Origin of the sequence: Caenibacillus caldisaponilyticus (assembly GCF_002003465.1) — a bacterium.
Lineage (GTDB): Bacteria > Bacillota > Bacilli > Bacillales > Sporolactobacillaceae > Caenibacillus > Caenibacillus caldisaponilyticus.
This window is the reverse complement of sequence record NZ_BDDQ01000061.1, coordinates 1-23,567: the sequence shown is the minus strand read 5'-3', so window position 1 is coordinate 23,567 and position 23,567 is coordinate 1. Positions and strand designations below refer to the sequence as shown.

Here is a 23,567-nt window from a genome sequence, read left to right as displayed (position 1 = left end):
GACCTGTTCCAACAGTTTGGCCAGTCCTTGATCTTGCGACAAGAACCCGTGCAGGATTTCATCGCTTATTGTAATATTGTATTGAGCCATAGTTGCTTTCCTCCTTTTTGTTTTTTGTTTTGGTCAATGTCCATTCTATCAAAGGGAAAGCAACGTGGCTCTTTTTACATTTCCTTTTTACACAATTTTACGGACTCAACTTACTATGGAGGGGATATTTTTATGGGCAAAATCAGAAAAACTTACAGTAAAGAATATAAATTAGACGTTGTGAAGAAATATTTGTATGAGGGATGGACTAAGCGTGAAATCATGGATCAATTTCGCATCTCTTCTTCCATGTTACATAGATGGGTAACTCACTATAAAAACGAAGGAATTCAAGGATTAGAAGAGAAAAGGGGCAGGACAAAAAGTTTACGTAAAGGTAGACCAAGAAAAAATCCTTTGACAACTGAACAAGAACTGGAACGTTTACGTGTGGAGAATGAATATTTAAAAAAGCTATTAGCGTTAAGAAAGGGGGAGAGAAAGTAAGAGACAAATATCAGGTAATAGAAGAGCTATCTAAGAAATATACCATTCGTCTACTCTGTGAGGTATCCGGCGTTTCAAGGAGTGGATTCTACAAGTGGAGAAAGAGAAAATTCATGAAGACGAAAAAACAAATAGAGAATGAGCAGATCAAAGAAAAGATTCAGGAGTGTTACCAAGCTGTCCATGGCATTTACGGCTATCCTCGAGTCACAGCTTGGCTTAGAAAAAAATACAACCTAACCATCAACCACAAAAGAGTCTATCGATTAATGAAAGAACTAGGGATTCAAGCGAAAATTCGGAGAAAGCGAAAATATTTTGGAAAGAAAGAGGCATACGTGGTATCGGATAACCATTTGAATCGAGAATTTCAAGCCAAAAGACCAAATGAGAAGTGGGTGACGGATATTACGTATCTTCAAAGCAATGGCATCCGATTATATTTATCCGCCATTAAAGACTTATATAACAACGAGATTGTCGCTTATCAAATCAGTCATCGAAATGATGTTAGGCTCGTCATCGATACCGTGAAGTTAGCGATAAAACGAAAAAAAGATGTGTCTGGAATCCTTCTCCATAGTGACCAAGGATTTCAGTACACATCCAGACAATATCACGCACTACTTAAACAATACAATATAAGGGCTAGTATGTCTAGAAAAGGGAATTGTTTAGATAATGCTTGTATGGAAAACTTTTTTAGCCATTTAAAGACAGAATGTATCTATATGCATCAATTTAAAACAGCTGAAGAAATGAAGCAAGCCGTTATACAATATATAGAATTCTACAACAATGAACGGATCCAAACGAAATTAAACAGCTGTAGTCCTAGAGAATATCTGACTACAGCTGCTTAATAAGATCCTTTTTATTTACTGTCTACTTGACAGGGGTAAGTTCAATCACATTGCTTCTATTAAGAAAAAAAACGCCCGGAATGGGCGTTTTTTTTTTTCGGTTTATGAATGGTAATATTCGACGACCGCCTTGGCGATCGCGTTCGCGACCTTGGTTTTGACCGAGGCGCTTCGGATTTTGTTCAGATCCGTTCGATTGGAAAGAAAACCGATCTCCAACAATACGGCGGGCACGGTATTTTTTCTCGTTACGTAAAGATGGTCGCTGATGACGCCGCGATTTTTACTGCCGAAGGCGCTGGCGACTTCTTTTTGAACGAGTTGGGCCAACGCTTTGCTTTGTTTCGGATATTTGTTCACTCCGGGATAGTCGGTACTGTTGCGGTCGTTATAGTGGGTTTCCGTTCCCCTTACGTTTTTGTTGGACGACCAGTTGTTATGTAAAGAGATGAAGAGGTTGGCATGGCTTTTTTTCGCGACATCGACCCGGCATTGCAATTCGAGCACTCTGTTCGTTCCCGAATAGCAAGCCCGATCCGTAGAGCGCGTCATGACTACTTTCGCGCCCTCTTTTTCCAAGGCGGATTTGGCAGCGAGGGTGTAGCTCAAATTGTAGATTTTTTCAAAGCTCCCATCCAAGGCAACAGCGCCGGGATCCCGTCCGCCATGGCCCGGATCGAGAACGATCACTTTGCCTTTCAACTTATTGCCCGCCTTGGTTGCGCTTTTGCCGGAAGCAGTCGTCTGAGCCGGTGTCGCGGGTTTTGACGGTTTAGCGGGTTTCGCCGGTTTAGCAGCGGGATTGGCTGCGCCGCCGGTGATGATGTAATCATCACAAACCCATCCGGACAAAGAACCGCTCGCTATTCGATACCATCCGTTTTTATGCTCTTTCAGAACCACCTTCTGGTGATTGTTTAAATGCCCGACGACGGCGTACTTTGTCGAAGGCCCTTTGCGAACGTTCAAACGGCCGCTTTTGAGTTTGACGTAACCGTAAGTCGTCGTTTTGGAGCGGGCGGATTCGGATGGGCGAATGATCAATTTCTGGCCGGCATAGATCCGGTCCGATTTAAGATGATTTATACTTTTCAATTGCGACACGGAGATGCGGTATTTCTTTCCAATGGCATAAAGCGAATCGCCTTTTTTGACGACATAGATGGTCGCCGGCGTGCTTGATTTTGCCAATCCATAGGCCGGAACGAACCACGCTACCATAACGGATAAAATGATGCCTACGCTTAATTTCCGCATCAAAGGGCCTCCTTTCTTTGTTGCTTTTAACAATTAAACTATAAAACTTGTGACATGAGTTGTAAATATTGGATTAATTTGTCGAATCATGAAAGAAGATTAAATAAATGATAGTTAAAATTAAATGGAAGATGGTTAAAATCCTTAAACCTTATGTGGCATTGAACTTGATGAAGGAGGCGCTAAAGAGAAAATACGAGCCGGCGGTTGTTGAGAAGGCGATGTCTGCGCACTTTCAGAATGGTAGAAAAAGAGGAAGAAGGGAGGAGTGAGTAGGCCATTTCGGCGGTCGTAAGCGGAAACCATGGATCTTAGGCATTCGGCCGCCGCCTTTGAGATGACGAGGCTTCAGGCTCAGATTTCGGACAACGATGCAACAAAAAAGGTCTCCTTTTTAAGAAGAGCCCGTCACGGTCGAAATGGCCGAAAAGTTCCCCGGGATAACGAAGACGACGAGATAACTTCAATGGGGACCAAAACAACGATAAGAATCGTGAACAGGCCAAAGGCGTTTTCTGAACGCAGGTTGGGCGTAAAGCGCAGGTGCCCTATAAAAAGGTGAAAGAACGCCGCGAAACCGTGTGAGCGTTTCCGCCGCCACGGGTTTCACCTGCGGTCATAAGAGCAAGCGGCGCGGTCCATGGCCCAACACTTTTTCGGTTATACCTGCAAACGGTGTCTCAGGCTTTCCATTGCCATTTAAAAGATTTAAAATGGTATCGGTTGATGGTCCGCAAATGAGCCATCGTGCGGAAAATACAGGGCACAGGTTGTTTACGGGCCTTTGCCAGTGAACATGAAGAGGTGCATTAGCGTGCTATATATCGATAACGAAGGCATCCATGATCCGAGAATCAATTTGGCCATCGAAGAGTACATTTTAAGGGAACTGGATCCGGACGAAACCCATTTGCTCTTTTATATTAACGATCCGTCCATCATCATCGGAAAAAATCAAAATACGATCGAGGAAATCAATACGGATTACGTGGAAGAACATCAGATCTACGTCGTACGCCGGCTGTCCGGGGGCGGAGCCGTGTATCATGACCGGGGCAATTTATGCTTCAGCTTTATCACGAAGGATGATGGAAACAGCTTTCATAATTATAAAAAATTTACGGACCCGATTGTTCGCGCCTTGCATGAAATGGGGGTACCGGCCGAACTTTCCGGGCGCAACGACATCCTTGTCGATGGCAAAAAGATCAGCGGGAACGCCCAATTTTCAACGCGGGGACGGATGTTCAGCCACGGGACGCTTCTCTTCGACACGGACATTGAAGCGGTCACCAAAGCGCTGAAAGTCAATAAAGAAAAGATCGAATCAAAAGGAATAAAATCCGTCCGCCAACGCGTCGCCAACATTTCGGATTACTTAAAGGAAAAGATGGACATCGAAACCTTTAAACAGAGGATCCTCCATTCCATTTTTGCGGGCGGTCCCATCCGGCAATATCGCTTGACGGAAGACGATTGGCAGAAGATCAAAGAGATCTCCGAAAAACGCTACGCCAATTGGGAATGGAACTACGGCCGTTCGCCGGCGTTTAATGTTCGGCAAACCAAGCGGTTTCCCGTCGGTTCGATCGATGTTCGCCTGCAAGTGGAAAAGGGCATCATTGAGTCGTGCAAGATATACGGGGACTTTTTCGGTGTCGGCGATGTGCGGGACATCGAAAAGCGGATGGAAGGCGTTAAATATGCCAAGGATGACATCCGCCTTGCCTTGCGCGATGTCGATATCGCCCATTACTTTGGCTCCATAGCCAAGGAAGATTTCATCGATCTCGTTTATTAGATCGCGCCCATCCGCCGGGCCGGCCGTCCACGGCGACGCATTCGTGCCCACGGTGCCCAGATTGATACGAAAGCTTTTCCGCGGCCGCAGGCCATTGCCATAAAAGCCGTGGGTGCTGACGGAAGCTTTAAGGGCCTTGCGCTTGAACGCCAGACAAAGATTCGCTAGAATTCCATAATAGATTAAAGATCACGAAGCCCTCGGGACATTGCTTCCTGGGGGCTGTTTGCGTTGCGCCCGGTGCAGATCCTCCAGTGAAGGCCGACGCTTTCTTCAAGCCCCCATTTCCGTACGAAGGTGGGGAAAGCGAATGCTGTTCTAGGCAAGAAGTGAAAGGGCCTGCAAGTTTTTCGAACAGGTATGACCAAATGTCCTCCCACGTCTTATGTGATCGATGTCCATTCGGTATTTACAGTTATCCATCCAAGTAGTATGATAGTGACGTTCAATCCAAATAACCGATTCCTAAATCGCTGAATTCAAGCTTTTGAAGCGGGGGAACCAACGCGGCGAAGGCCGCACGGGGTGAATCCTAAATTTAGGTAGGGTGACTCGTCACACCCGAACCCGTCAGCTAACCTCGTAAGCGTTTGAAGAGAGGAGAGTGTTGTCTATGGAACCGCGAGGTCAGGCATCTCTCGGTTTTTTTTGTTAATTTTTGCGAAACCTAAATTTGATCTTTGCTGATTTCTGTTTGCCCCATCCTTTAAATTTTCAAACTGAAATAGCTGTATGAAGGTGTTGTTAAATGTTGACGAAACTGAAACGCTTTTTAATCGGCAGACCGCTGAAAACCAATGAATTGCAGGAACAAAAGCTGAATAAAATCAAGGCGCTGGCCGTTTTGTCTTCCGATGCGTTGTCATCGGTCGCCTACGGTCCCGAACAAATTCTCATCGTTTTGGCGACCGTCGGATACATGGCCTTTTGGTATTCCTTGCCGATCGCCCTTGGGATTTTAATCTTGCTCGTGGCGTTGATTTTATCCTACCGCCAAATCATCTACGCTTATCCCAACGGGGGTGGCGCTTATCGGGTCGCAAGAGAAAATTTGGGAACCAATTACGGACTGATCGCCGGCGGTTCCCTGCTGATCGACTACATCTTGACCGTTGCGGTGAGCGTTTCCGCGGGAACCGATGCCCTGACGTCGGCTTTCCCCGGCTTGCATCCGTACAATGTGGCCATTGCCGTCGCATTGGTCATCGTCATTACCATATTGAATTTGCGGGGCTTGTCGGAATCCGCGACCGTTCTCGCTTATCCGGTCTATTTGTTCATCCTCGCGCTCGGCTTGGTCATTGTCTGCGGTCTCTATGATATATTGACCGGCCATGCGACCCACGGTCATGTGGCGGCCGTCGGCACGCCGGTCGCCGGCATCAGTCTGTTCATATTGTTAAAAGCTTTTTCATCGGGCTGTTCGGCGCTGACGGGGGTTGAAGCGATTTCCAATGCGGTGCCGAACTTTAAAGATCCCGCTCCCCGTAACGCGGGAAAAACGTTGGCGATCATGGGCTGCATTCTCGGCGCTTTGTTTCTCGGCATCATCTATTTGTCCTATTGGTACGGGATTGTTCCTAAAGCGGATGAGACGGTGTTGTCGCAGCTGGCTTCCCACATATTTGGGCGAAATGGCATCTATTATTTCATTCAAGCGACAACGATGATGATTCTTGTTTTGGCCGCCAATACGGGATTTTCAGCTTTTCCGTTGCTCGCCAACAACATGGCGGATGACAAATATATGCCCCGGCCGTTTACGGTGCGCGGCGACCGTCTCGGTTATTCCAACGGGATCTTGACGCTTGGTTTCGCTTCCATTTTGTTGATTTTGATTTTTCACGGGAACACGGAAAATCTGATTCCGCTTTATGCGGTCGGCGTTTTTATTCCTTTTACGTTGTCGCAGGTCGGCATGATCGCCAAATGGCTCAGACAACGTCCCAAAGGTTGGGCGGTCAAGTTGGTGATCAACCTGACGGGCGCGCTCATCTGCTTCTTTGTCCTTATGACGTTCTTTGTCACGAAGCTCGATAAAGTGTGGATGGCCATCCTGTTTATTCCGGGCATGCTATTCATATTTAGAGCGATCCATAAGCACTATCTCAATGTCGCCGATCAGCTGAGGATTCCTTTGGACAGTGAAATGCCCGTGATCACCAACCACATCGTTGTCGTCCCGGTGGCCGGCATCACCCGCGTGGTGGAACGCTCGATCGCCTATGCGAAATCGTTATCCGAAAACGTCGTCGCGGTGTACATCGGCTTCAGCAATGAGAGCATCAAGGAAATGGAGAAAAAATGGGAGGCTTGGGATTGCGGCGTGCGTTTGGTGACGATTCACTCGCAATACCGGAGCATCATCCACCCGCTCAGCAAATTCATCGATACGATCAAATATAAATTTAATGACGAACATACGATGATCACCGTCGTCGTGCCGCAGTTCATCCCGAAGCGTTGGTGGGAAATGGTGTTGCACAATCAGACGGCGCTGCTCATTCGCGCTTATTTCATGCGCACCAAAAACGTCGTCATTTCGACTTACCCGTATACGTTTAAAAAATAAAGGCGTTCACGGGAAGGGGATTTTCGCGCTTACCCCGAACTGAACAACTTCAGGATTTATACGGTGAAATCCAACGGTGTGCCGAACGGAGACCGTTGGATCGGGTAAAAATGAAATCAGCCTCCGAATCGTTATGGAGGCTGATTTTTTATGTCATCAGGAACTAAAAAGGGGCTGAGCGGCGGCCCGCATTTTGCTGGAACGCGTCCTAAGAAGAGGCTGTGAAGCGCCGCGCGGGACACAACAAAAGGCCGTCTGTCGCCTCGCTATTTTCATGCACCCGTGTCCAAGAGGAGGTGACGGAACGGCCGCTCATCAGGATTCGGACTGTTCGACGTGCGGGGCATCGCCGGAAGCGGCGGGATGGTCCATCTTCCGGACGGCCACTTCTTTGATTTGGTGGCCTTCGATGTCGATCACTTCAAATTCGTAAGGATAGTAAGGGATGACGGTCCCTTTATCGGCATCGATTTTATGGGACAGAATCCAGCCGCCGATCGTGTCGATTTTGGAATCGTCCAAGTCAAGGCCGAATAAATCGTTGACTTCGGACAACAGCAGTTTACCGTCGATGATCGTCGTTTCCGCATCGACGTTTTGCACGGTCGGTTTTTCTTCAAGGTCGTACTCGTCCCGGATGTCGCCGACGATTTCTTCGACGATGTCTTCCACGGTGATGATGCCGGCGGTTCCGCCGTATTCGTCGACGACGAGCGCCATGTGGCTCCGGTTGATTTGCATTTGCCTCAGCAAGGTCGTGACCGGCGTCGTTTCCATGACATTCGTGATCGGGCGGATGTACTCGTCCAAAGACCGCTGTTGATCATTGATGATGTCGTGGAACATGTCTTTGATGTTGACATAGCCGATGATATGGTCTTTGTCGCCTTTGGCCACCGGATATCGCGTGTATTTTTCTTCCTTGATGATTTGGATGTTTTCGGCGAGCGGACGGTCCGCGTACAGGCAGATGATCTCCGTGCGCGGGATCATGATTTCCCTTGATAGGCGGTCGTCAAATTCGAAGACGTTGTTGACGTATTCCATCTCGATCTGGTTGATTTCTCCGCTTTTATAACTTTCGGCCAACATCAAGCGCAATTCTTCTTCGGAGTGGCCGTGTTCCGATTCCGAAACGGGACGGATGCCGAACAATCTCGCCACGCCGTTGGCGGAACCGTTTAAGATCCAGATGAAGGGATAGGCGATGCGGCTGAATAGGATGAGCGGGCGGGCGGAAAACAGAACGATGTGTTCCGCCTTCTGAATGGCAAACGTTTTCGGCGCCAATTCGCCGAAGATGACATGCATCATCGTGACGACGAGAAAGCCGAAAAAGCCGGATAAGGCCATGGACAAAGCGCCGGAAAAACGAAACGATCCGAACAATTTTTCAATGAGATGGCCGACCGCCGGTTCCCCAAGCCAACCGATGCCGAGAGACGCCATGGTGATGCCGAGCTGGCAAGCGGAGAGGTAACCGTCGAGGTTGTCCAAGATCATCCGTGCGGCTTGTGCTTTTTTATTGCCGGCTTGCGCCAACTGATCAATGCGAATTCGTCGAACTTTAACGATGGAAAATTCGGCAGCCACAAAAAACGCGGAAATCAGAATAAGTAGGACAACGATGAGTAGATTGATGGTCTCCAAACTCATCCTCACCGGCAGCGGTGAGGATGTCACCTCCTTATGTATATCGTTTCTTGCGGATCGGGGATTTATTCTGAGGCCCTTCGGAATGATGATGAACCGTGACCGCTTATATCTAGTATTATAAAATAAAAAAAGATCAAACGGGTATTGAGGAACGCGGCGGTCTGCTCCGGACCGTTTCTACGAACTTATACGATCGTACAGGGCGCAAGGTTTCCATGGTTGGTTGTCCGCCGTATAACCGTTATCCGGCAGCTGAACAACTCATCTTGCCCTTCATTTCCCGGGCAAGCGCAGGAAACGACAAAACCTAACAGGCTTAGGAGAGGCATTCGTTTCTTTTGTGGGATCGCAGCGCGGGTGATGGCGGAGCTTGGCGCGGCGCGTCGGGAAACCGCGATTTTTGGATAGAGGTTCGAGAGGGAAAGAAGGCCGTATCGCAAGTCGCCGGAATCCCGTTCCATTTAATGAGAGTACGGATCACTCGCAGGGGAAAGACCGAAATCAGCGCCTCATACGGTGTGCCTAAACAAGGAACGCCGTCACACCGATGCTATAAAAATTTTATCCTTTTGTCGGTTCAAAGATTGATAAAAAGAAGGAAGTGAAACGGGACGGGCGATTGATCTGAGCATGATCACATTTAAGATGAACCGGCCGCCCCCATATTGGGGGCACTGATAGGATTTTCAAAATTTCCACCCGCCGGGCCCTGTGCAATTCTGTAAACAGGGCTCAGCGGGTGAGTGTGGGGCAAACGGTTTGATCGGGCCGGGCGCGCATGCGGCTTTTAACCGATGAGGTCACCGGCCGCTTTGACTTTGATGCGGGTCGCATTCCCCGGCAGATAGGCGAGCGGAACGTCCTCCACATCGACGATTTGGCAGGTGTCCGGCCGGGCCCCCGCCTGAATAGCATTGGCGATCGCTTGCCGTTTGGCGTCTTCCAAGGCGGCGCTTCTCGGCGTCTTTTCCAGCGAATAGACGCGTTCGATCTCGCCGCTCACTTGGGCGATGGCGGCGCCGATGGCATTGGCCACGTTGTAATGCGCCGGCCGGACGACGCGTGAAGCGCCTTTTAAGTCGTCGGGCAAAAGCAGGCTGCCGCCGCCGGTCAGGATGACCGGCACGAAGGCGTCGTTCACTTTCATGCGGTCGATCGCGGTTTCAATGGTTTCCACAGCTGTTTGATAAATGGTTTCCAATAACGCGCGGTCCAAATGTTTGACGCGTGCGGGATCGCCGATCGACGCGCGTCCTAGAGCGACCGCGACATCGGTGAACGTCAGCGTGTCGCCGCCAAAGACGAGCGCCTTTTCCGTCAGGCGATAACCGACGCTGTCCGGGCCAAGGGCAAAGCGCCCGTCCGTTTCGATGTGGACGACCGTGCCGCCGCCGATTCCGACGGAAACAAGGTCGGGCATGCGAAAATTGGTGCGCACACCGCCGATTTCCACGGAAACCGCGGATTCCCTCGGGAAACCTTTGGCGATCACGCCGATATCCGTCGTCGTCCCGCCGACGTCGACGACGACGGCGTCTTCCAACTCGGTTAAATAAGAGGCGCCGCGCAAACTGTTCGTCGGTCCGCACGCGATCATAAAGATCGGGTATTGGATGGCGTAGTCCGCCGACATGAGCGTGCCGTCGTTTTGCCCGAAAAAGGCCCGTGCGGAAACGCCTTCCTTCCGCAACGCCGCTTCAAATCCTTGAACCGTCTGTTTGGCCACGCCGATTAAGGCGGCGTTCAAGATCGTGGCGTTTTCTCTCTCCAACAGGCCGATGCTGCCGATGTGGTGCGACAGTGAGACGGGAAAGTCTTCCCCGAAAACGTCTTTAAAGACGGCTGCCGCCCGTTCTTCATGGTGACGGGAAACGGGCGAGAAGACCGAAGTGATCGCCGCGGCATCGATCTTTCCTTTGAGCGATTCGGCAAAGCGATAGATGCTTTCGGTATCCAATGGGGCGATTTCCCGGCCGTCGAATTCATGACCGCCTTTTGCGATCAGCACGTGACTGGAGAACATCGCTTTCAAATCGTCGGGCATCCCGGTCAACGGCTCGACGGCGAGCGTGGCCGGAGCGCCGATGCGGACGATCGCGATGCGGTTCAAGCGTTTGCGCTCGACGATGGCGTTCGTGCAATGCGTCGTGCCGAGCATGGCGTATTGGATACGCGCTCGGTCGATTGACGCCGATTTGAGGACGGCGTTCAGCGCCCTTTCGATGCCGGTCGTCACGTCTTCGGTGGTCGCAGTTTTCACTTCGGCAACCACATGATCGTTTTCATCCAGGATGACGGCGTCCGTATGGGTGCCGCCGACGTCAATGCCGATTCGATAATCAGCCAATGTTTCCATCTCCTTGCTTGTCATGGTGCATGTTTTTGTATTCCGCCATCCGTTCCTCAACGGGGCGGTAATCGATGTCGTAGCCGAAATACTTCGGTCCGGCCACTTCGATGCCTTTGGCCGTGCGCCATTTCGGGTGAGCGGGGAAGGCGAGGATATCGACCCGCATGCCATACTTCAAGCGGTCGCTCGTCATCGGCGTTCCCGTGTCGTTATCAAGGACGACGATCAAGTCGGGGGTGGACGCCAGGACGTGCGAACCGTCTTGCACGAGCAAATATTCATTTTGGAAATACAGCCTGACGTCTTTCGCCTCGCCGGGCGCCAATGCCGCAAAACGAGCTTCGCCTTTCGTAAAGCCGCCGTCCAGCCTGCGGGTGACGTCGACGATTTTGCCGGAGAAAAGCAGGTGGCCGTTTAATTTTTTTAATAAAGCCGGGACGGGCGAGCGGCTTTTACTTTGCGCCGCAAGAATGGTGCGGCCGACGTCTTCGGCGAGCGACAAGGTATAAGGAATGGCGCTCCGTTTCACTTGTTCGGCGGTTAAGGCGTAATCGCTCATGGCCGCCGAAGCGCCCATCTGAATCGTCAAACTCCGCGCCAGCCGTTCGGACCAAACGGCGTCGACGGGATTGAACAACACCGTATTTCCTTTTTCATCGGCCATGGTGACCGGTTCGGGCGCGAGTCCGTCCAGGTAAAACGTGACCATCTGCGCCTCGGGAAACGCGCGGCCCATGGCATCGGCGTCGACGACCGGCAAGCCTTTTTCCGCGGCGACGGCGAAAGGAATCAGCGAATTGACGCCGCCGATCTCAATCGGCATGACGGCAGCCGCTCGTTTGCCCGTGTAGGTTTCCATCATTTCAAGAATTTTGACCATTTCGCGACCGGACGGGATTTTTTCCAATAACACCGTCGGGGCGCCGATCATGGAAATCGGAACGACGAGATCGTCGGGCGACAGTTCTTCAGGCGCCACCAACGGCACCGGACCGTATTTATCAATGGCTTGCAACGCCATCAGCTTGCCGATGTACGGGTCGCCGCCCCCGCCTGTTCCGAGCAGCGTGGCGCCGACGGCGATATTTTCTATTGCTTGTTGATCGATGTTTTTCATGCTGTCACACCTTTCTTTTTTTCGGCGGACGGGGGATCGTCGCCCTCCGCGCCGTTCGGCATGCCTGTTTTTGTTTCGTCAAGCCTGCCGGATTCCATAAAAATTAGGGAAAATGACATGATCCGCCGGACAAGATTCAGGGTTCATTTACACCGGCCGTTGCCCATAACCGGCTGCGGCGATCATTCCGTTATTTTGGCAGCGGACGTTGGTACAACGCGTCGGCGGGCGAAAAGGCCGGTACCGATTTGGATAACGGCAGCGACCAGAAAACCGTCCAACGCCGGGACCGTCGTTAAGGTGAACCAGCCGAAGCCGCCGGGGGCAGGGGTCGTCGCAAACGCGACGGCGGAGGCGACGATCCAGCTCGCCACCGATCGGAAGACGAGTTTATGAGTTTTGGATTCATTAAAATTGAAGCGCGCCGCATCGACGAAGAAATATTCACCGACGTAAACGCCGCCGAGCGGTGAAATCAATGTGGTGATGATCGACAAAAAGGCAATGAAATGATCAAAAATGCCAAGATAAGCCAACAGAGTGGCAATCAGCCCGGCGATGCAAGCGATCCATTTCTTTGCCGCCTTCGTAAAGACGACCGAGAATCCGAGACTGGAAGAATAAAGATTGGTCGTGTTCGTCGTCCATTGGGCCAGGGTGAGGACGATGATCGCCGGGATGCCCAGCCCGAGTCCGATAAAGATCTCCGTCAAATTGCTTTTATCGGTCAGTTTGGAAAGAAGGATGGCCACGACGAGCATAAAGCTGTTGCCGATGAGAAATCCGACAAATGCGGCCAGAATCGCCTCGCCTTTGGTCCGAGCCCACCGCGAAATGTCCGGGGAAATGACGGCGCCGACAACGAAAATGCCGATGACGAGAGACACCGCCGTACCGAACGGAAGAGGATGGATCGGCCGCCCGTGGACAGCATCCCAGCCGTTGCGGCCAATCGCCAACGCGATCGCCACGAAGATGAGGACGACTAGGAGCGGTACCGCAACGACGCTCAATTTTTCAATGGCCCGGTAACCGTAAATCGCGGTCGTCATCATCAGCAAGCCGCCGATGACCGCCAAAAATTGCACATTCCAGTTCAATCCCAATACGGTGTGCGTCACCTCATGGGCGTTTTCCGCAAAAAATCCCGTTTGAACCCCGAACCAGCCCAACAGGGACACGCCGATGATCAATGAAATGAGCTTCGCTCCGTATTCACCGAAGAGCTGCCGGGTCAAAAGGGCGGTGGACAGTCCGGTAGCCGCACCGACGTAAGCGCACGCGGAACTCATGACGGCCAAGATGAACGAACCGATGAAAACGGCGGCGAGCGCACGGCCGAAACGAAGTCCGTTGCCGATTTCAACCCCCAATAGAACGGAAGAGAGATCGATGCCGATCGCGATCCAGACGGCGCTTAACCGGTACCACGCTTGTCTTTCTTCCTGGGGGACAGGTTGTCTTTCGTAATCTAAGCTCTTCATTTCTTCCACTCGGCTCCACTCCTCTGATTGGAATTCGTCAGTCCGCTCCAAAAAACGGACCAGATCATATGCAGACGGCGATGAAATTCTTCTTTTGGATAATAAAACATTTCCAGAAAGACCCCGTCCATTAAGCATAAGAAGGCCGCGCGCAGCGTTTCCGTGTCTCTCTGTGCGATCGCTCCTTCCTTCATCAAACGTTGAAAGAGATCGGTCAGCAAACCGGAAAGGAACGTCTCATGCTGATGAAACAGCTCATCCATTTTGGCCTTCAAATGTTGGGGCGGCACGAGATAAGCCTGTTTAAAAAAGCGGGTCATTTCGACTTCTTGCTCATGGAATTCGACCAGCCCCTTTATAACCGAAAATAATTGTTCTTCCGCGGACAAGCCTTCCGCCGCTTTGGCCTTTTTTTTCACAAACGCGTAATGTGACTTTAAGACGTGGCGGAAAGCTTCAAGATACAAATGGTCCTTGTTTTTGTAGAAGGCGTAGATGGAGGGGGTCTTGATGCCACACGATGCGGCGATGGCCGATAAAGGCGTGCCGTTGTATCCTCCGTCGCCGAAGTGTTTATAGGCCGCCATGAGCAAGGCGTCTTTGGTCGACAATTCCGCATTCACCCCCTTTTCAAAACCTAACTAATATTAGTTTGGACACATTTTAGTCCAATGTGATAGAAGTTTCAATATGTATCGAAAAATTTATATCTAAATTTTTTTGAAAGCGTATACAAAAATAAAAAAGCATCTGGGTGATGTAATAAAAAAGACCGTTCCAGCGAACGGCCGTCAATCGAAGAGATCTTCAAACATGTCCAGAACGGATCTTTTCTTCTTCCGCTTGTGAGGATGGGCATGATGTCCGTGCTCCCATCGTTCACGATGATCGTCATAATCGCTTTCATACCATTGATGAAACGGCTCGCGAATTTCCCTCACGCCCTCGAGGATTTTCTCCAATTCCCCGCGATCGAGCCACACGCCTTTGCAGCTCGGGCAAATGTCGATCATGACGCCGTCTCTTTCCACTTCCCGCATTCGGACTTGATCACAAACCGGACAGAACAAGCAGATCCTCCTTATCCTTCTATTGGTAAGTCCTATTTATTATAACATGCGGATCCGTCGGTGTTTAAAGGGCAGTGGGCGGCCTCATATGGGACATAAGAATCCTTGGTGCTCTCCGCGGATGGTGCGCCGAAAAAGGAGAAACCGGAACGACGCCCCCTCTGCATCAGCCGAACACCGCCGCCGTGGGGAACGCGATGAGGAAAGGCACTGAAAACGGATCGCGGCGGATGGGATCCATGAAAGAATAGGGCGTTTCGGGCATAGGCGCGTATCTGTCCCGCTTATGCGGGACCGCGTCTTATGATTCCGTCTTTCGCGAGCGATCGTTTTGGTCGGGACGCCCTTCAAGCATGACGTCAATCGTGCCCTCGTTATAAACGTCCTTCAGTTGTTCTTGGGTTACCGCCAATCCCGAAGAGGCATTGCCGGCCTCCTCATCGATCGGATCCAGCCATTGGGTGACGGGTTTGGGTTTGTTCGGACGATCGGTCACGGTGATTCCCCCTTTGTGATGGACGCTGTCATCGTTTGATATAAAACGGTCTCCAAAGCGGGAAAGGCCCGCTTGATCGGCTTGAGCCATCCTTTGACATCGCAAAGGCGGGTCCCCAAACCCTCCAGCAACGCCTGACAAACGGACAAGCTTCAGGCCAGGAGCTGCGCCTTTCCCGCCATCACGGTGAACAGCGCCGGTATGGTTATGGGCATGGCGCCCGCTTTTATTGTTCCCCCGCTTTTTCGCCTTTCATGTACCTTTGCGGTGAGTCGCCGCGTGGAAAGTCAAACCGCTTCCGGAGAAAAACAAGAGGAGCCGATCGAAAAGCGGCGCCGTTCAGAACGCGGTTCCGGTTAAATAGAAGAGGCCGCCATTAATGATGGAAACATGGATGCGCGGCTTGTATTGCTCCATCAAGGCGTCCCGTTCCTTTTCGAAAGCGTCGCGATAGGCGTCTCCCTCCATGTCTTCGTAAAAGCGCTCCAACAGCTCCAGATCATTTCGCAACCTCTCTCGCGCTTCCAGGGCCCAGGCGTCGTCCTGGCGGTGGATGAACGCTTCGATGACGGCAAAAAGCCGGTTGACCGCGCTCAGCGGTTTGATCATCGGCGCCAGCGTATAGCAATAGTCGGGGATCTTCGGGGAGAGGGGCAGCGCTTCGACCGTTTCCTGAAAGGCTTTGACGATGGTGCCGTTGAAGAGATTGATGCCGAGGGACATCAATTCGTCCCTTTTTAAATCGCATTGAAAGCTGATTTTGAAATTCAAGCCGAGCCACGGATAAAGCGGAAGGTTGCCGCCGTTCGAGCGGGCGTTTTCATAGAGTCGGACGTAGCGGCCCAATTCTTTAGATAACGAAAAAATGTGGTGAAGGCGGGGGGAACCGAAATGAATGAAATCCCCCTCTTCACCCGCCGGATCGGTTTTGAACGCGAGCGTTTGCGTCTCCGGCCGCGCTCCGATTTTTTCGACATAATGCCAATAAAACGGCCGGTTCATGAGTTTCTTGTCCATTTCAATCGTCAGTTTCACTTTTATGAAGCGGGGGCGCAAATCCAAGATGTCGCACCCCGATGCGCGGAAAAAGTCTTCCAAATAACTATGAATCGCTTCCTGTTTCATCGAGCTTGAGCGCCTCCTTTTCCGCGAGTATGACGCTGGCGAGGTTGTCCATTTTGATGCGGATTTCACCGTCGGAATCGGAGCTTTCGAAAATGTCGGCGATTTCGCGGTCAATCTGTTTAATATCGAGACGGGTCAAAATTTCTTCCAGCTCGCCGATCACGTTCTCGAACAAACGGATCTTGTCGTAGAGCATGCGGAGAATGTGCTCCTCGATCGTGTTTTTCGTCCAGAAATTATAAATGTGGACGTCGTGTTTCTGCCCGAGGCGGTGGATCCGCCCGATCCTTTGTTCAATCCGCATCGGATTCCATGGCAAGTCGTAGTTGATGATGTGGTGGCAAAATTGCAGGTTGATGCCTTCTCCCCCCGCCTCCGTCGCGATCAGCACCTGGGCGTTTTTTTTCGAAGAGCGTGCGCATCCAATCCTTTTTGCTGCGTTTAAAGCCGCCGCGAAACGGCACGCTGGTGATGCCGTGTTGTTTTAAAAACCATTGAAGGTACAGTTGGGTGGCCCGGTATTCGGTAAATATGATCACCTTGTCGTTCGCCCGGCGGATGATTTCCAACGCTTTTTCCGCTTTGGAATTCGTTTTGACCGCCTGGATTTTTTCGATAATCGAGGTGAGCAGGTCGCGAAGCCGGGGCGCCGTGTGGCGGTCCAGCATGCGCTTGATCGTGACGTACAGGGCTTCCCGGCTCGAACACGCTTCCCGCTGCAGCGTGAGCAGCGAAAACCCTTCCACGAATTCGGCATTTTTCAAGGTTGAAAGCGCTTCGTACATCGCCCGTTCTTCAGCGGTGAGCGAGATTTCGATCGACTGAACGTGGCGTTTCGGCCAGTTTAAGCCGGTGTCGGCCCGCCGGTTGCGCACCATCACTTTGTTGATGAGGCGTCTCAGTTTTTCCTCGTTTTTCACCCGATTTTTTCCGGAACGATAATCCTTGAAAAAAGATTCGGCGTCGCCGAGATAGCCCGGTTTGAGAAGGGTGACGAGATAATAGAGCTCGTCAAGGCGGTTTTGGATGGGCGTCGCCGTTAAGAGCAGGCAAAATTTTTTCTTTATTTGGCGGGCGAACTGATAGTTCTTCGTCTTGTGGTTTTTGAGTTTGTGAGCTTCATCGATCACGACGAGATCATAGTCTTGGCGGAGAACGATATCGGCATGCGGCGCTCGTTTGGCCGTATCGATCGATGAAATGACGACGTCGCACGCCTCCCACACGTACGCTTTTTTTTGGGGAACGGCCGGTATGTAAAATTTTTCGTTAAGCTCTTTCGTCCATTGGAGGACGAGGGAGGCCGGGACGAGCACCAATATTTTTTTCGCCAGGCCCCGGATCAGGTACTCCTTCATGATCAGCCCGGCTTCAATCGTTTTTCCGAGACCGACCTCGTCGGCGAGGATGGCTTTCCCGTGCATGTCTTCGATCACCGTGCGCGCCGCTTCCAATTGGTGGGGCAAGACGTCTAGGTCCGGAAGGTGGTTCGGCGCGACGAGGCCGGAGAACGCCGGTACGGCCAATTGTTTCTCCGCTTCGTAAGCGAGTTTATACATTTCCCAATTCGCCCACGGCCCGTCTTGGTTTATTCGTTTGTCCAACGCCTCACACCATGATCGGTCGAAGTGGATCTCCGGCTGCATGTTTTCACCCTCCGTTCGTCATCGTCGTGGCCGGAATCGGACCGGGCAACCGGCGGCGGGGCCCGATCCGTTCTTGCTTTCGGACGTGCGGAAATGATAGGATAATATCAGTTAGTATGACTCATTTTGCGTTTCTTTATTTTTCAATCGATCAAAATCGAGGCATCGCGAATGAAGGCAAGGGGAGAGACCCGTCGGCCCGGCGGTTCATACGGGCGAGACGGGCGCCGAAGGAGCAAGCGGATCGCGCGAATCTCTCAGGCAAAAAGACTCTTGCCGGACGCCCCTCTGGAGAGTGCTCGCATGAGCCACCGACGAGGCCCGTTCCTTGATGTCGGCCGCCTCCCCCGTTATTTTTTCCCGGGAAGCGCCGATCAATGAGCGGTTCAAACTTTCCGGTCGAAGGACAGAGGCACACAATTCGATTTGTGTCCCTTTGTCTTTTTTGTATGGCAAAAAGGCCTTGAAGCAAAAGGAGGATGGACGGTGGGCGATTTGAAGCGGACGCCCCTGTACGACATTTATAAAAAGATGGGGGCCAAAACGATTGACTTCGGCGGTTGGGAACTCCCCGTTCAGTTTTCGGGCATTAAAGAGGAACATCAGGCGGTGAGGGAACGCGCCGGGCTTTTCGACGTATCGCACATGGGCGAAATCGAAGTGGCCGGTGCCGGGGCGGAAGCGTTTTTGCAAACCCTTCTGACCAACGATGTGTCCAAGTTAAAGCCGGGCGACGCCCAATACACGGCCATGTGCTATGAAGACGGCGGCACGGTTGACGACCTCATCGTATATAAAAAGGACGCCGACCGGTTTTTGCTCGTTGTGAACGCGGCAAATACGGATAAAGATTTTGAATGGATCCGGTCGCACGCGCCCGCGGCGGTGGCCGTCAAGAATGCATCGAACGATTACGCCCAGCTTGCCCTGCAAGGTCCGAAGGCGGAAGCGATTTTGCAAAAATTGACCGAAGAAAGGCTCGAAGATATCGGATTCTTCAAATTTAAGGAACCGGTTGCCGTCGCTGGAGTGCCGGCGCTCGTGTCGCGGACCGGCTACACCGGGGAAGACGGATTTGAAATCTATCTGCCGTGGGCGGAAGCGCCGAAGGTGTGGGAAGCGCTGCTTGCAGCCGGGAAGGACGACGGACTTCTGCCGTGCGGCCTCGGCGCCCGCGACACGTTGCGGTTCGAGGCGAAGCTGCCGTTGTACGGCCAGGAACTCGGTCCGGACATCACCCCGCTGGAAGCGGGCATCGGTTTCGCCGTCAAGCTTGACAAAGCGGCCGACTTCATCGGCAAAGAAGCGCTGGCCGCCCAAAAAGCGAACGGCATCCCGCGGAAGCTGGTCGGATTGGAAATGATCGATAAAGGCATTCCCCGCGCGCATTATGAGGTCTACAAGGACGGCGTCAAAATCGGGGTCGTCACGACCGGCACGCAATCGCCGACGCTCAAGAAAAATCTCGGTCTCGCATTGGTCGAGCGCACGGCGGCGGCGATCGGCACCGAAGTCGAGGTCGACATCCGCGGCAAGCGAAAAAAAGCGATCGTCGTCAAGACGCCGTTTTACAAGCGGTCATAGAAAGGGAGGTCCGACATGTCCAAATATAAATATTTACCCGTCACCGAAGAAGATCGCGAGGCGATGTTAAAAACGATCGGCGTCCAATCGGTGGACGATTTGTTCGCCGACGTCCCGGCCGCCGTTCGCTTCAACGGCGAGCTCGGCGTCGAAAAGGCGCTGTCCGAGACCGAGCTTTATCGCTTCATGAGGGGCCTCGCCGCGAAGAATACCGATACCAAAAGCGCCGTCTCGTTCCTCGGAGCGGGCGTCTACGATCATTACATCCCGTCGGTCGTCGGCCACGTCTTGCTCCGCTCGGAGTTTTATACCGCTTATACGCCGTATCAGCCGGAAATCTCCCAGGGCGAGCTGCAGGCGATCTTTGAATTTCAAACGATGATCTGCGAGCTGACCGGCATGGAAGTGGCGAACTCGTCCATGTACGATGGCGCGACCGCGCTGGCCGAAGCGGCGTTGCTTGCGGCCGGGGTGACGCGGTTGAAAAAAATCGTCGTCTCCGAAGCGGTCCACCCGGAAGCCCGCGACGTTCTGAAAACGTATGCGAAAGGGCAGGGCTTGGAAATCGTCGTCGTGCCCGCCCGCAACGGGCGCACCGACATCGACCGCCTCGAAAGCGCAATCGACGACCAAACCGCCGGCGTCATCGTGCAATACCCGAATTTTTACGGGCAAATTGAACCGCTGAAAGAATTGGAACCGATCGTCCGCAAGGGCAAAAAATCTTTATTCATCGTGGCGGCGAACCCGCTGGCGCTCGGGCTGCTCAAGCCGCCCGGCCGCTTCGGCGCCGACATCGTCGTCGGGGACTGCCAACCGCTCGGCATTCCGGCCGGTTTCGGCGGGCCGCATTGCGGCTATTTCGCGACGACGAAAAAATACATGCGCAAAATTCCGGGAAGACTGGTCGGGCAAACCGTCGACGAAGACGGGCGCCGCGGCTTTGTCCTGACGCTTCAGGCGCGCGAACAACACATCCGCCGTGACAAGGCGACGTCCAACATTTGTTCGAACCAAGCGCTCAATGCGCTCGCCGCCGCGGTGGCGATGACGGCGCTCGGCAAGCGCGGGCTTCCGGAGATGGCCAGGCAAAACGTGCTGAAGGCGCGGTACGCCGCCCGCCGTTTGCGGGAAGCGGGCTTTGAACTCGTTTATGACGGGCCGTTTTTCAACGAATTTGTCGTCGACGTCAAACGGCCGGTGTCCGAACTGAACAAAGCGTTGCTGAAGAAAGGGTTTATCGGCGGCTTTGATCTGGAACGCATCGATCCGACCATGAAAGGGCGCATGCTCGTCGCCGTCACCGAACAAAGAACGCGGGAAGAAATCGAGGCTTTTGCCGAAGCGTTAGGAGGGCTCGCCAATGGGAACGAATGATCAACCGCTCGTCTTCGAAATTTCCAAGCCGGGGCGCGTCGCGTACAGCCTGCCGGAACTCGACGTGCCGGACTGCCCGACGGAAGAACTGTTGCCCGCCGAATACATTCGGGAAGAGCCGGCCGAGCTCCCCGAGGTTTCGGAACTCGAGCTCATCCGCCACTATACGGCGCTTTCCAGGCGCAACCACGGCGTCGATTCCGGGTTTTACCCGCTCGGCTCGTGCACGATGAAGTATAATCCGAAAATCAATGAAGACGTCGCCCGCCTCGACGGTTTCACGCACATCCATCCTTATCAAGACGAGGAAACCGTCCAAGGGGCGCTTGAATTGATGTACCGCCTGCAAAAGAACTTGGCGGAAATCACCGGGATGGACGAGGTCACGCTGCAGCCGGCCGCAGGCGCGCACGGGGAATGGACCGGGCTGATGATTATTCGCGCGTACCATGAAGCGAACGGCGACACGAAGCGGACGAAGGTCATCGTCCCCGACAGCGCCCACGGCACGAACCCGGCGTCGGCGACGGTCGCCGGGTTTGAGGCGGTCACCGTCCGGTCGAACGAAAAGGGCCTCGTCGATCTGGAAGACTTGAAGCGCGTCGTCGGAGACGACACCGCCGCTTTGATGCTCACCAACCCGAACACCCTGGGGCTGTTTGAAGAAGACATTTTGGAAATGGCAAAAATCGTCCACGACGCCGGCGGTAAACTTTATTACGACGGGGCGAACATGAACGCGATCATGGGCGTCACCCGTCCCGGCGACATGGGCTTTGACGTCGTGCATTTGAATTTGCATAAAACCTTTACGGGGCCGCACGGCGGAGGCGGGCCGGGCTCGGGACCGGTCGGCGTGAAAAAAGAGCTCGCGAAATTTTTGCCGAAACCGCGCGTCGTCAAAACGGAAGAAGGTTACCGGTTCGACTATGACATGCCGGACTCGATCGGGCGCGTGAAGCCTTTCTACGGCAACTTCGGCATCAACGTCCGCGCGTACACCTATATCCGGACGATGGGCCCCGAAGGGTTAAAACAAGTGTCGCGCGATGCGGTTTTAAACGCGAATTATCTGTTCCGGCGCCTCGCGCCTTACTACGACGTGCCCTTTGACCGCCATTGCAAGCACGAGTTCGTCATCTCCGGCCGGCGTCAGAAAAAACTCGGCGTCCGGACGCTCGACATTGCCAAACGCCTGCTCGATTTCGGTTTTCACCCGCCGACGATTTATTTCCCGCTCATCGTCGACGAAGCGTTGATGATCGAACCGACGGAAACCGAATCGAAAGAAACGCTGGACGCTTTCGCGGACGCCATGATCCAAATCGCCAAAGAAGCGGAAGAATCGCCGGAGATCGTTCAGGAGGCGCCGCACGCGACGCCCGTCAAACGGCTCGATGAAACGGAAGCGGCCCGCCATCCAATCTTGCGCTATGTAAAAGCGTAGGAAACATCACACCCCCTGTGCCCGTCGGCCATTCGGGCGCAGGGGGTCATTATATGTGTTGAGCCGGCAACACCGATCAATCCCCAAGGGTGAAGTGGAATGGTTCAAAAAATTGAAGGTCCTTTGCGGTTTGATAGAGAAAAAGGGGATTCAATACGCTAACGGGATTACTGTTAATGGTCAGTGCACTGGCTTGTTGAAGTCGATCCTGTAGAGTATGCTCCCTAATATTTCCATTTTTTTGTAAAAGACGGATTTGCCCAGCCATAGTTGTTTTCCGTTGTTGAATTCCCGGCCAATTCTTCTCCACAACGCCTCCCTTGAGAACCCATCCGGTCTTGGAAGCCGTTTGTTAATATTGATGATTGCGTAAAACGGAGATTTTTCGAGATTATTTCAGAAATCATTGATATTTTATTTGTAAATCAGATTATACTCTCCAAAATGGATGTTGAACGTTCATAGTATATCAATGGAATATTATGAATAATAGGTCAAAACTCAAAGAAATACGGCTTTATCCGAAACGAGGAAGACGCGTAATCTTTATGATCGTTATAGAGGGGAACCGTTTCCGCACAGATGTTTTGGCGAGGCTAAGCTTAATATCTTATTGTCCCGGACCCGTCAACCGAAGAAGGGTCTATATTCCCTTAATAATTTAGAGGTTTGCCATGAAAAATAAAATAAAAAGTTATATTAATACCATAACAAAAAATAAAGATCTGCGAAATTTATGGGTCGGTTTAACCATTTCTTATTTAGGGGATTCCTTGGTACCGTCAAGAATTTTGTGTAATGTAAGATAGATAGGGTATCTCTGAAATAGATTTGGAATAGAGGGGGGCTGGTTCCCCCCCCAGGGGACTGAATATTCAGTCTCTTGAGGGGGAAAGGGAGAATCCCCTCATCTCATCTATTTACATTATTTGGTTAATGATAACGTTCTTCAAACATTCGCTCGAGGGCTTCCTGCGCTTCGGCAAATCCTCGCAACTTTCGTTCTGCCCATTTCTCGTTAAAATCTTGAACGGTCAAATATACGACTTTTTCAGCGGCTTCTAAACTGCTCAAACTGTTCATCGGCTTTAGGCGTTTCCGAATCTCCTTGATCGTTCGTTCGATGGCATTGGTCGTGTAAATCACACTTCGAATACTGCTTGGATAGTCCATAAAGGTGAGAAG

The 23,567-nt window shown here is 52.1% G+C and carries 18 protein-coding genes, 1 pseudogene and 2 riboswitches; of the genes and pseudogenes, 8 read left to right on the top strand and 11 right to left on the bottom strand.

Features of this window, described 5'->3' with window-relative positions:
* Window positions 1–222: 222 nt before the first annotated feature.
* Together CCB157_RS14620 and CCB157_RS14615 are read left to right on the top strand one after the other, a co-directional pair.
* On the top strand, window positions 223–537 hold the full coding sequence (locus tag CCB157_RS14620; RefSeq protein WP_077616956.1) for a helix-turn-helix domain-containing protein: 315 nt from the start codon (window positions 223–225) through the stop codon (window positions 535–537).
* Window positions 492–1,400 carry an IS3 family transposase gene (locus tag CCB157_RS14615; RefSeq protein WP_143287078.1) on the top strand — a complete coding sequence of 303 codons (909 nt, stop codon included), beginning with the start codon at window positions 492–494 and terminating at the stop codon, window positions 1,398–1,400. The genes CCB157_RS14620 and CCB157_RS14615 overlap by 46 nt, the downstream gene beginning before the upstream one ends.
* 102 nt (window positions 1,401–1,502) lie before the next feature.
* Here CCB157_RS14615 and CCB157_RS14610 read toward each other — a convergent pair whose 3' ends face one another.
* Entirely contained in the window at window positions 1,503–2,657 is a 1,155-nt protein-coding gene (locus CCB157_RS14610) for an N-acetylmuramoyl-L-alanine amidase (protein ID WP_077616611.1), read from the bottom strand.
* Window positions 2,658–2,764: 107 nt separating this feature from the next.
* Here CCB157_RS14610 and CCB157_RS17690 point away from each other — a divergent pair, with 107 nt between their 5' ends.
* From CCB157_RS17690 to kimA, 3 genes are all read left to right on the top strand, one after another.
* On the top strand, window positions 2,765–2,929 hold the full coding sequence (locus CCB157_RS17690; RefSeq protein ID WP_158077340.1) for a hypothetical protein: 165 nt from the start codon (window positions 2,765–2,767) through the stop codon (window positions 2,927–2,929).
* 542 nt (window positions 2,930–3,471) lie between these two features.
* Entirely contained in the window at window positions 3,472–4,458 is a 987-nt protein-coding gene (lplA, locus tag CCB157_RS14600) for a lipoate--protein ligase (RefSeq protein WP_077616609.1), read from the top strand.
* Window positions 4,459–4,919: 461 nt separating this feature from the next.
* Window positions 4,920–5,063: riboswitch (cyclic di-AMP (ydaO/yuaA leader) on the top strand.
* Window positions 5,064–5,206: 143 nt separating this feature from the next.
* Window positions 5,207–7,030 carry a potassium transporter KimA gene (kimA, locus tag CCB157_RS14595; protein WP_077616608.1) on the top strand — a complete coding sequence of 608 codons (1,824 nt, stop codon included), beginning with the start codon at window positions 5,207–5,209 and terminating at the stop codon, window positions 7,028–7,030.
* Between the two features lie 315 nt (window positions 7,031–7,345).
* On the opposite strand, the gene CCB157_RS14590 is transcribed toward kimA, so the two are convergent.
* From CCB157_RS14590 to CCB157_RS14550, 9 genes and pseudogenes are all read right to left on the bottom strand, one after another.
* Window positions 7,346–8,680, bottom strand: a complete 1,335-nt coding sequence (locus CCB157_RS14590) for a hemolysin family protein (RefSeq protein WP_077616615.1) — start codon at window positions 8,678–8,680, stop codon at window positions 7,346–7,348.
* Between the two features lie 793 nt (window positions 8,681–9,473).
* Window positions 9,474–11,033: a hydantoinase/oxoprolinase N-terminal domain-containing protein gene (locus CCB157_RS14585; protein ID WP_238594733.1), complete on the bottom strand. Its 1,560-nt coding sequence runs from the start codon at window positions 11,031–11,033 to the stop codon at window positions 9,474–9,476.
* On the bottom strand, window positions 11,026–12,153 hold the full coding sequence (locus tag CCB157_RS14580; protein ID WP_077616606.1) for an S-methyl thiohydantoin desulfurase family protein: 1,128 nt from the start codon (window positions 12,151–12,153) through the stop codon (window positions 11,026–11,028). The genes CCB157_RS14585 and CCB157_RS14580 overlap by 8 nt, the downstream gene beginning before the upstream one ends.
* 182 nt (window positions 12,154–12,335) lie before the next feature.
* The gene (locus CCB157_RS14575; RefSeq protein ID WP_077616614.1) at window positions 12,336–13,637 is read right to left on the bottom strand and encodes a cytosine permease; all 1,302 of its coding nucleotides are present in this window, start codon (window positions 13,635–13,637) and stop codon (window positions 12,336–12,338) included.
* Entirely contained in the window at window positions 13,634–14,248 is a 615-nt protein-coding gene (locus tag CCB157_RS14570; RefSeq protein ID WP_077616605.1) for a TetR/AcrR family transcriptional regulator, read from the bottom strand. Before CCB157_RS14570 ends, CCB157_RS14575 begins: the two co-directional genes overlap by 4 nt.
* A gap of 180 nt (window positions 14,249–14,428) precedes the next feature.
* On the bottom strand, window positions 14,429–14,707 hold the full coding sequence (locus CCB157_RS14565) for a TFIIB-type zinc ribbon-containing protein (protein WP_077616604.1): 279 nt from the start codon (window positions 14,705–14,707) through the stop codon (window positions 14,429–14,431).
* A gap of 301 nt (window positions 14,708–15,008) precedes the next feature.
* Window positions 15,009–15,203, bottom strand: coding sequence for a YozQ family protein (locus tag CCB157_RS14560; RefSeq protein WP_158077339.1), 195 nt, complete (start codon window positions 15,201–15,203; stop codon window positions 15,009–15,011).
* A gap of 339 nt (window positions 15,204–15,542) precedes the next feature.
* Window positions 15,543–16,328 carry a YqhG family protein gene (locus CCB157_RS14555; protein ID WP_077616602.1) on the bottom strand — a complete coding sequence of 262 codons (786 nt, stop codon included), beginning with the start codon at window positions 16,326–16,328 and terminating at the stop codon, window positions 15,543–15,545.
* Window positions 16,306–17,974 (bottom strand): annotated as a pseudogene (locus CCB157_RS14550) (DEAD/DEAH box helicase). The gene CCB157_RS14555 and the pseudogene CCB157_RS14550 overlap by 23 nt, the downstream one beginning before the upstream one ends.
* A gap of 171 nt (window positions 17,975–18,145) precedes the next feature.
* Window positions 18,146–18,257: riboswitch (glycine riboswitch) on the top strand.
* Between the two features lie 203 nt (window positions 18,258–18,460).
* Here CCB157_RS14550 and gcvT point away from each other — a divergent pair.
* Genes gcvT through gcvPB form a run of 3 tightly spaced genes read left to right on the top strand, consistent with a single transcriptional unit; the run spans window position 18,461 to window position 22,382 of the window.
* The gene (gcvT, locus tag CCB157_RS14545; protein ID WP_077616601.1) at window positions 18,461–19,558 is read left to right on the top strand and encodes a glycine cleavage system aminomethyltransferase GcvT; all 1,098 of its coding nucleotides are present in this window, start codon (window positions 18,461–18,463) and stop codon (window positions 19,556–19,558) included.
* 15 nt (window positions 19,559–19,573) lie between these two features.
* Window positions 19,574–20,935, top strand: a complete 1,362-nt coding sequence (gcvPA, locus tag CCB157_RS14540) for an aminomethyl-transferring glycine dehydrogenase subunit GcvPA (RefSeq protein ID WP_077616600.1) — start codon at window positions 19,574–19,576, stop codon at window positions 20,933–20,935.
* Window positions 20,922–22,382, top strand: a complete 1,461-nt coding sequence (gene gcvPB / locus CCB157_RS14535) for an aminomethyl-transferring glycine dehydrogenase subunit GcvPB (protein ID WP_077616599.1) — start codon at window positions 20,922–20,924, stop codon at window positions 22,380–22,382. Before gcvPA ends, gcvPB begins: the two co-directional genes overlap by 14 nt.
* A 933-nt stretch (window positions 22,383–23,315) precedes the next feature.
* Here the strand turns inward: gcvPB and CCB157_RS14525 are convergent.
* Window positions 23,316–23,567 (bottom strand): transposase (locus tag CCB157_RS14525; RefSeq protein WP_143287077.1); only part of this gene is annotated, 252 nt, incomplete at its 5' end.

What these genes read in the sequence shown, in the direction of transcription:
- CCB157_RS14620 (WP_077616956.1), top strand. Translation starts at nt 223, where the DNA reads ATGGGCAAAATCAGAAAAACTTACAGTAAAGAATATAAATTAGACGTT.
- CCB157_RS14610 (WP_077616611.1), bottom strand. Translation starts at nt 2,657, where the DNA reads ATGCGGAAATTAAGCGTAGGCATCATTTTATCCGTTATGGTAGCGTGG.
- CCB157_RS17690 (WP_158077340.1), top strand. Translation starts at nt 2,765, where the DNA reads ATGATAGTTAAAATTAAATGGAAGATGGTTAAAATCCTTAAACCTTAT.
- kimA (WP_077616608.1), top strand. Translation starts at nt 5,207, where the DNA reads ATGTTGACGAAACTGAAACGCTTTTTAATCGGCAGACCGCTGAAAACC.
- CCB157_RS14580 (WP_077616606.1), bottom strand. Translation starts at nt 12,153, where the DNA reads ATGAAAAACATCGATCAACAAGCAATAGAAAATATCGCCGTCGGCGCC.
- CCB157_RS14575 (WP_077616614.1), bottom strand. Translation starts at nt 13,637, where the DNA reads ATGAAGAGCTTAGATTACGAAAGACAACCTGTCCCCCAGGAAGAAAGA.
- CCB157_RS14555 (WP_077616602.1), bottom strand. Translation starts at nt 16,328, where the DNA reads ATGAAACAGGAAGCGATTCATAGTTATTTGGAAGACTTTTTCCGCGCA.
- gcvPA (WP_077616600.1), top strand. Translation starts at nt 19,574, where the DNA reads ATGTCCAAATATAAATATTTACCCGTCACCGAAGAAGATCGCGAGGCG.
- gcvPB (WP_077616599.1), top strand. Translation starts at nt 20,922, where the DNA reads ATGGGAACGAATGATCAACCGCTCGTCTTCGAAATTTCCAAGCCGGGG.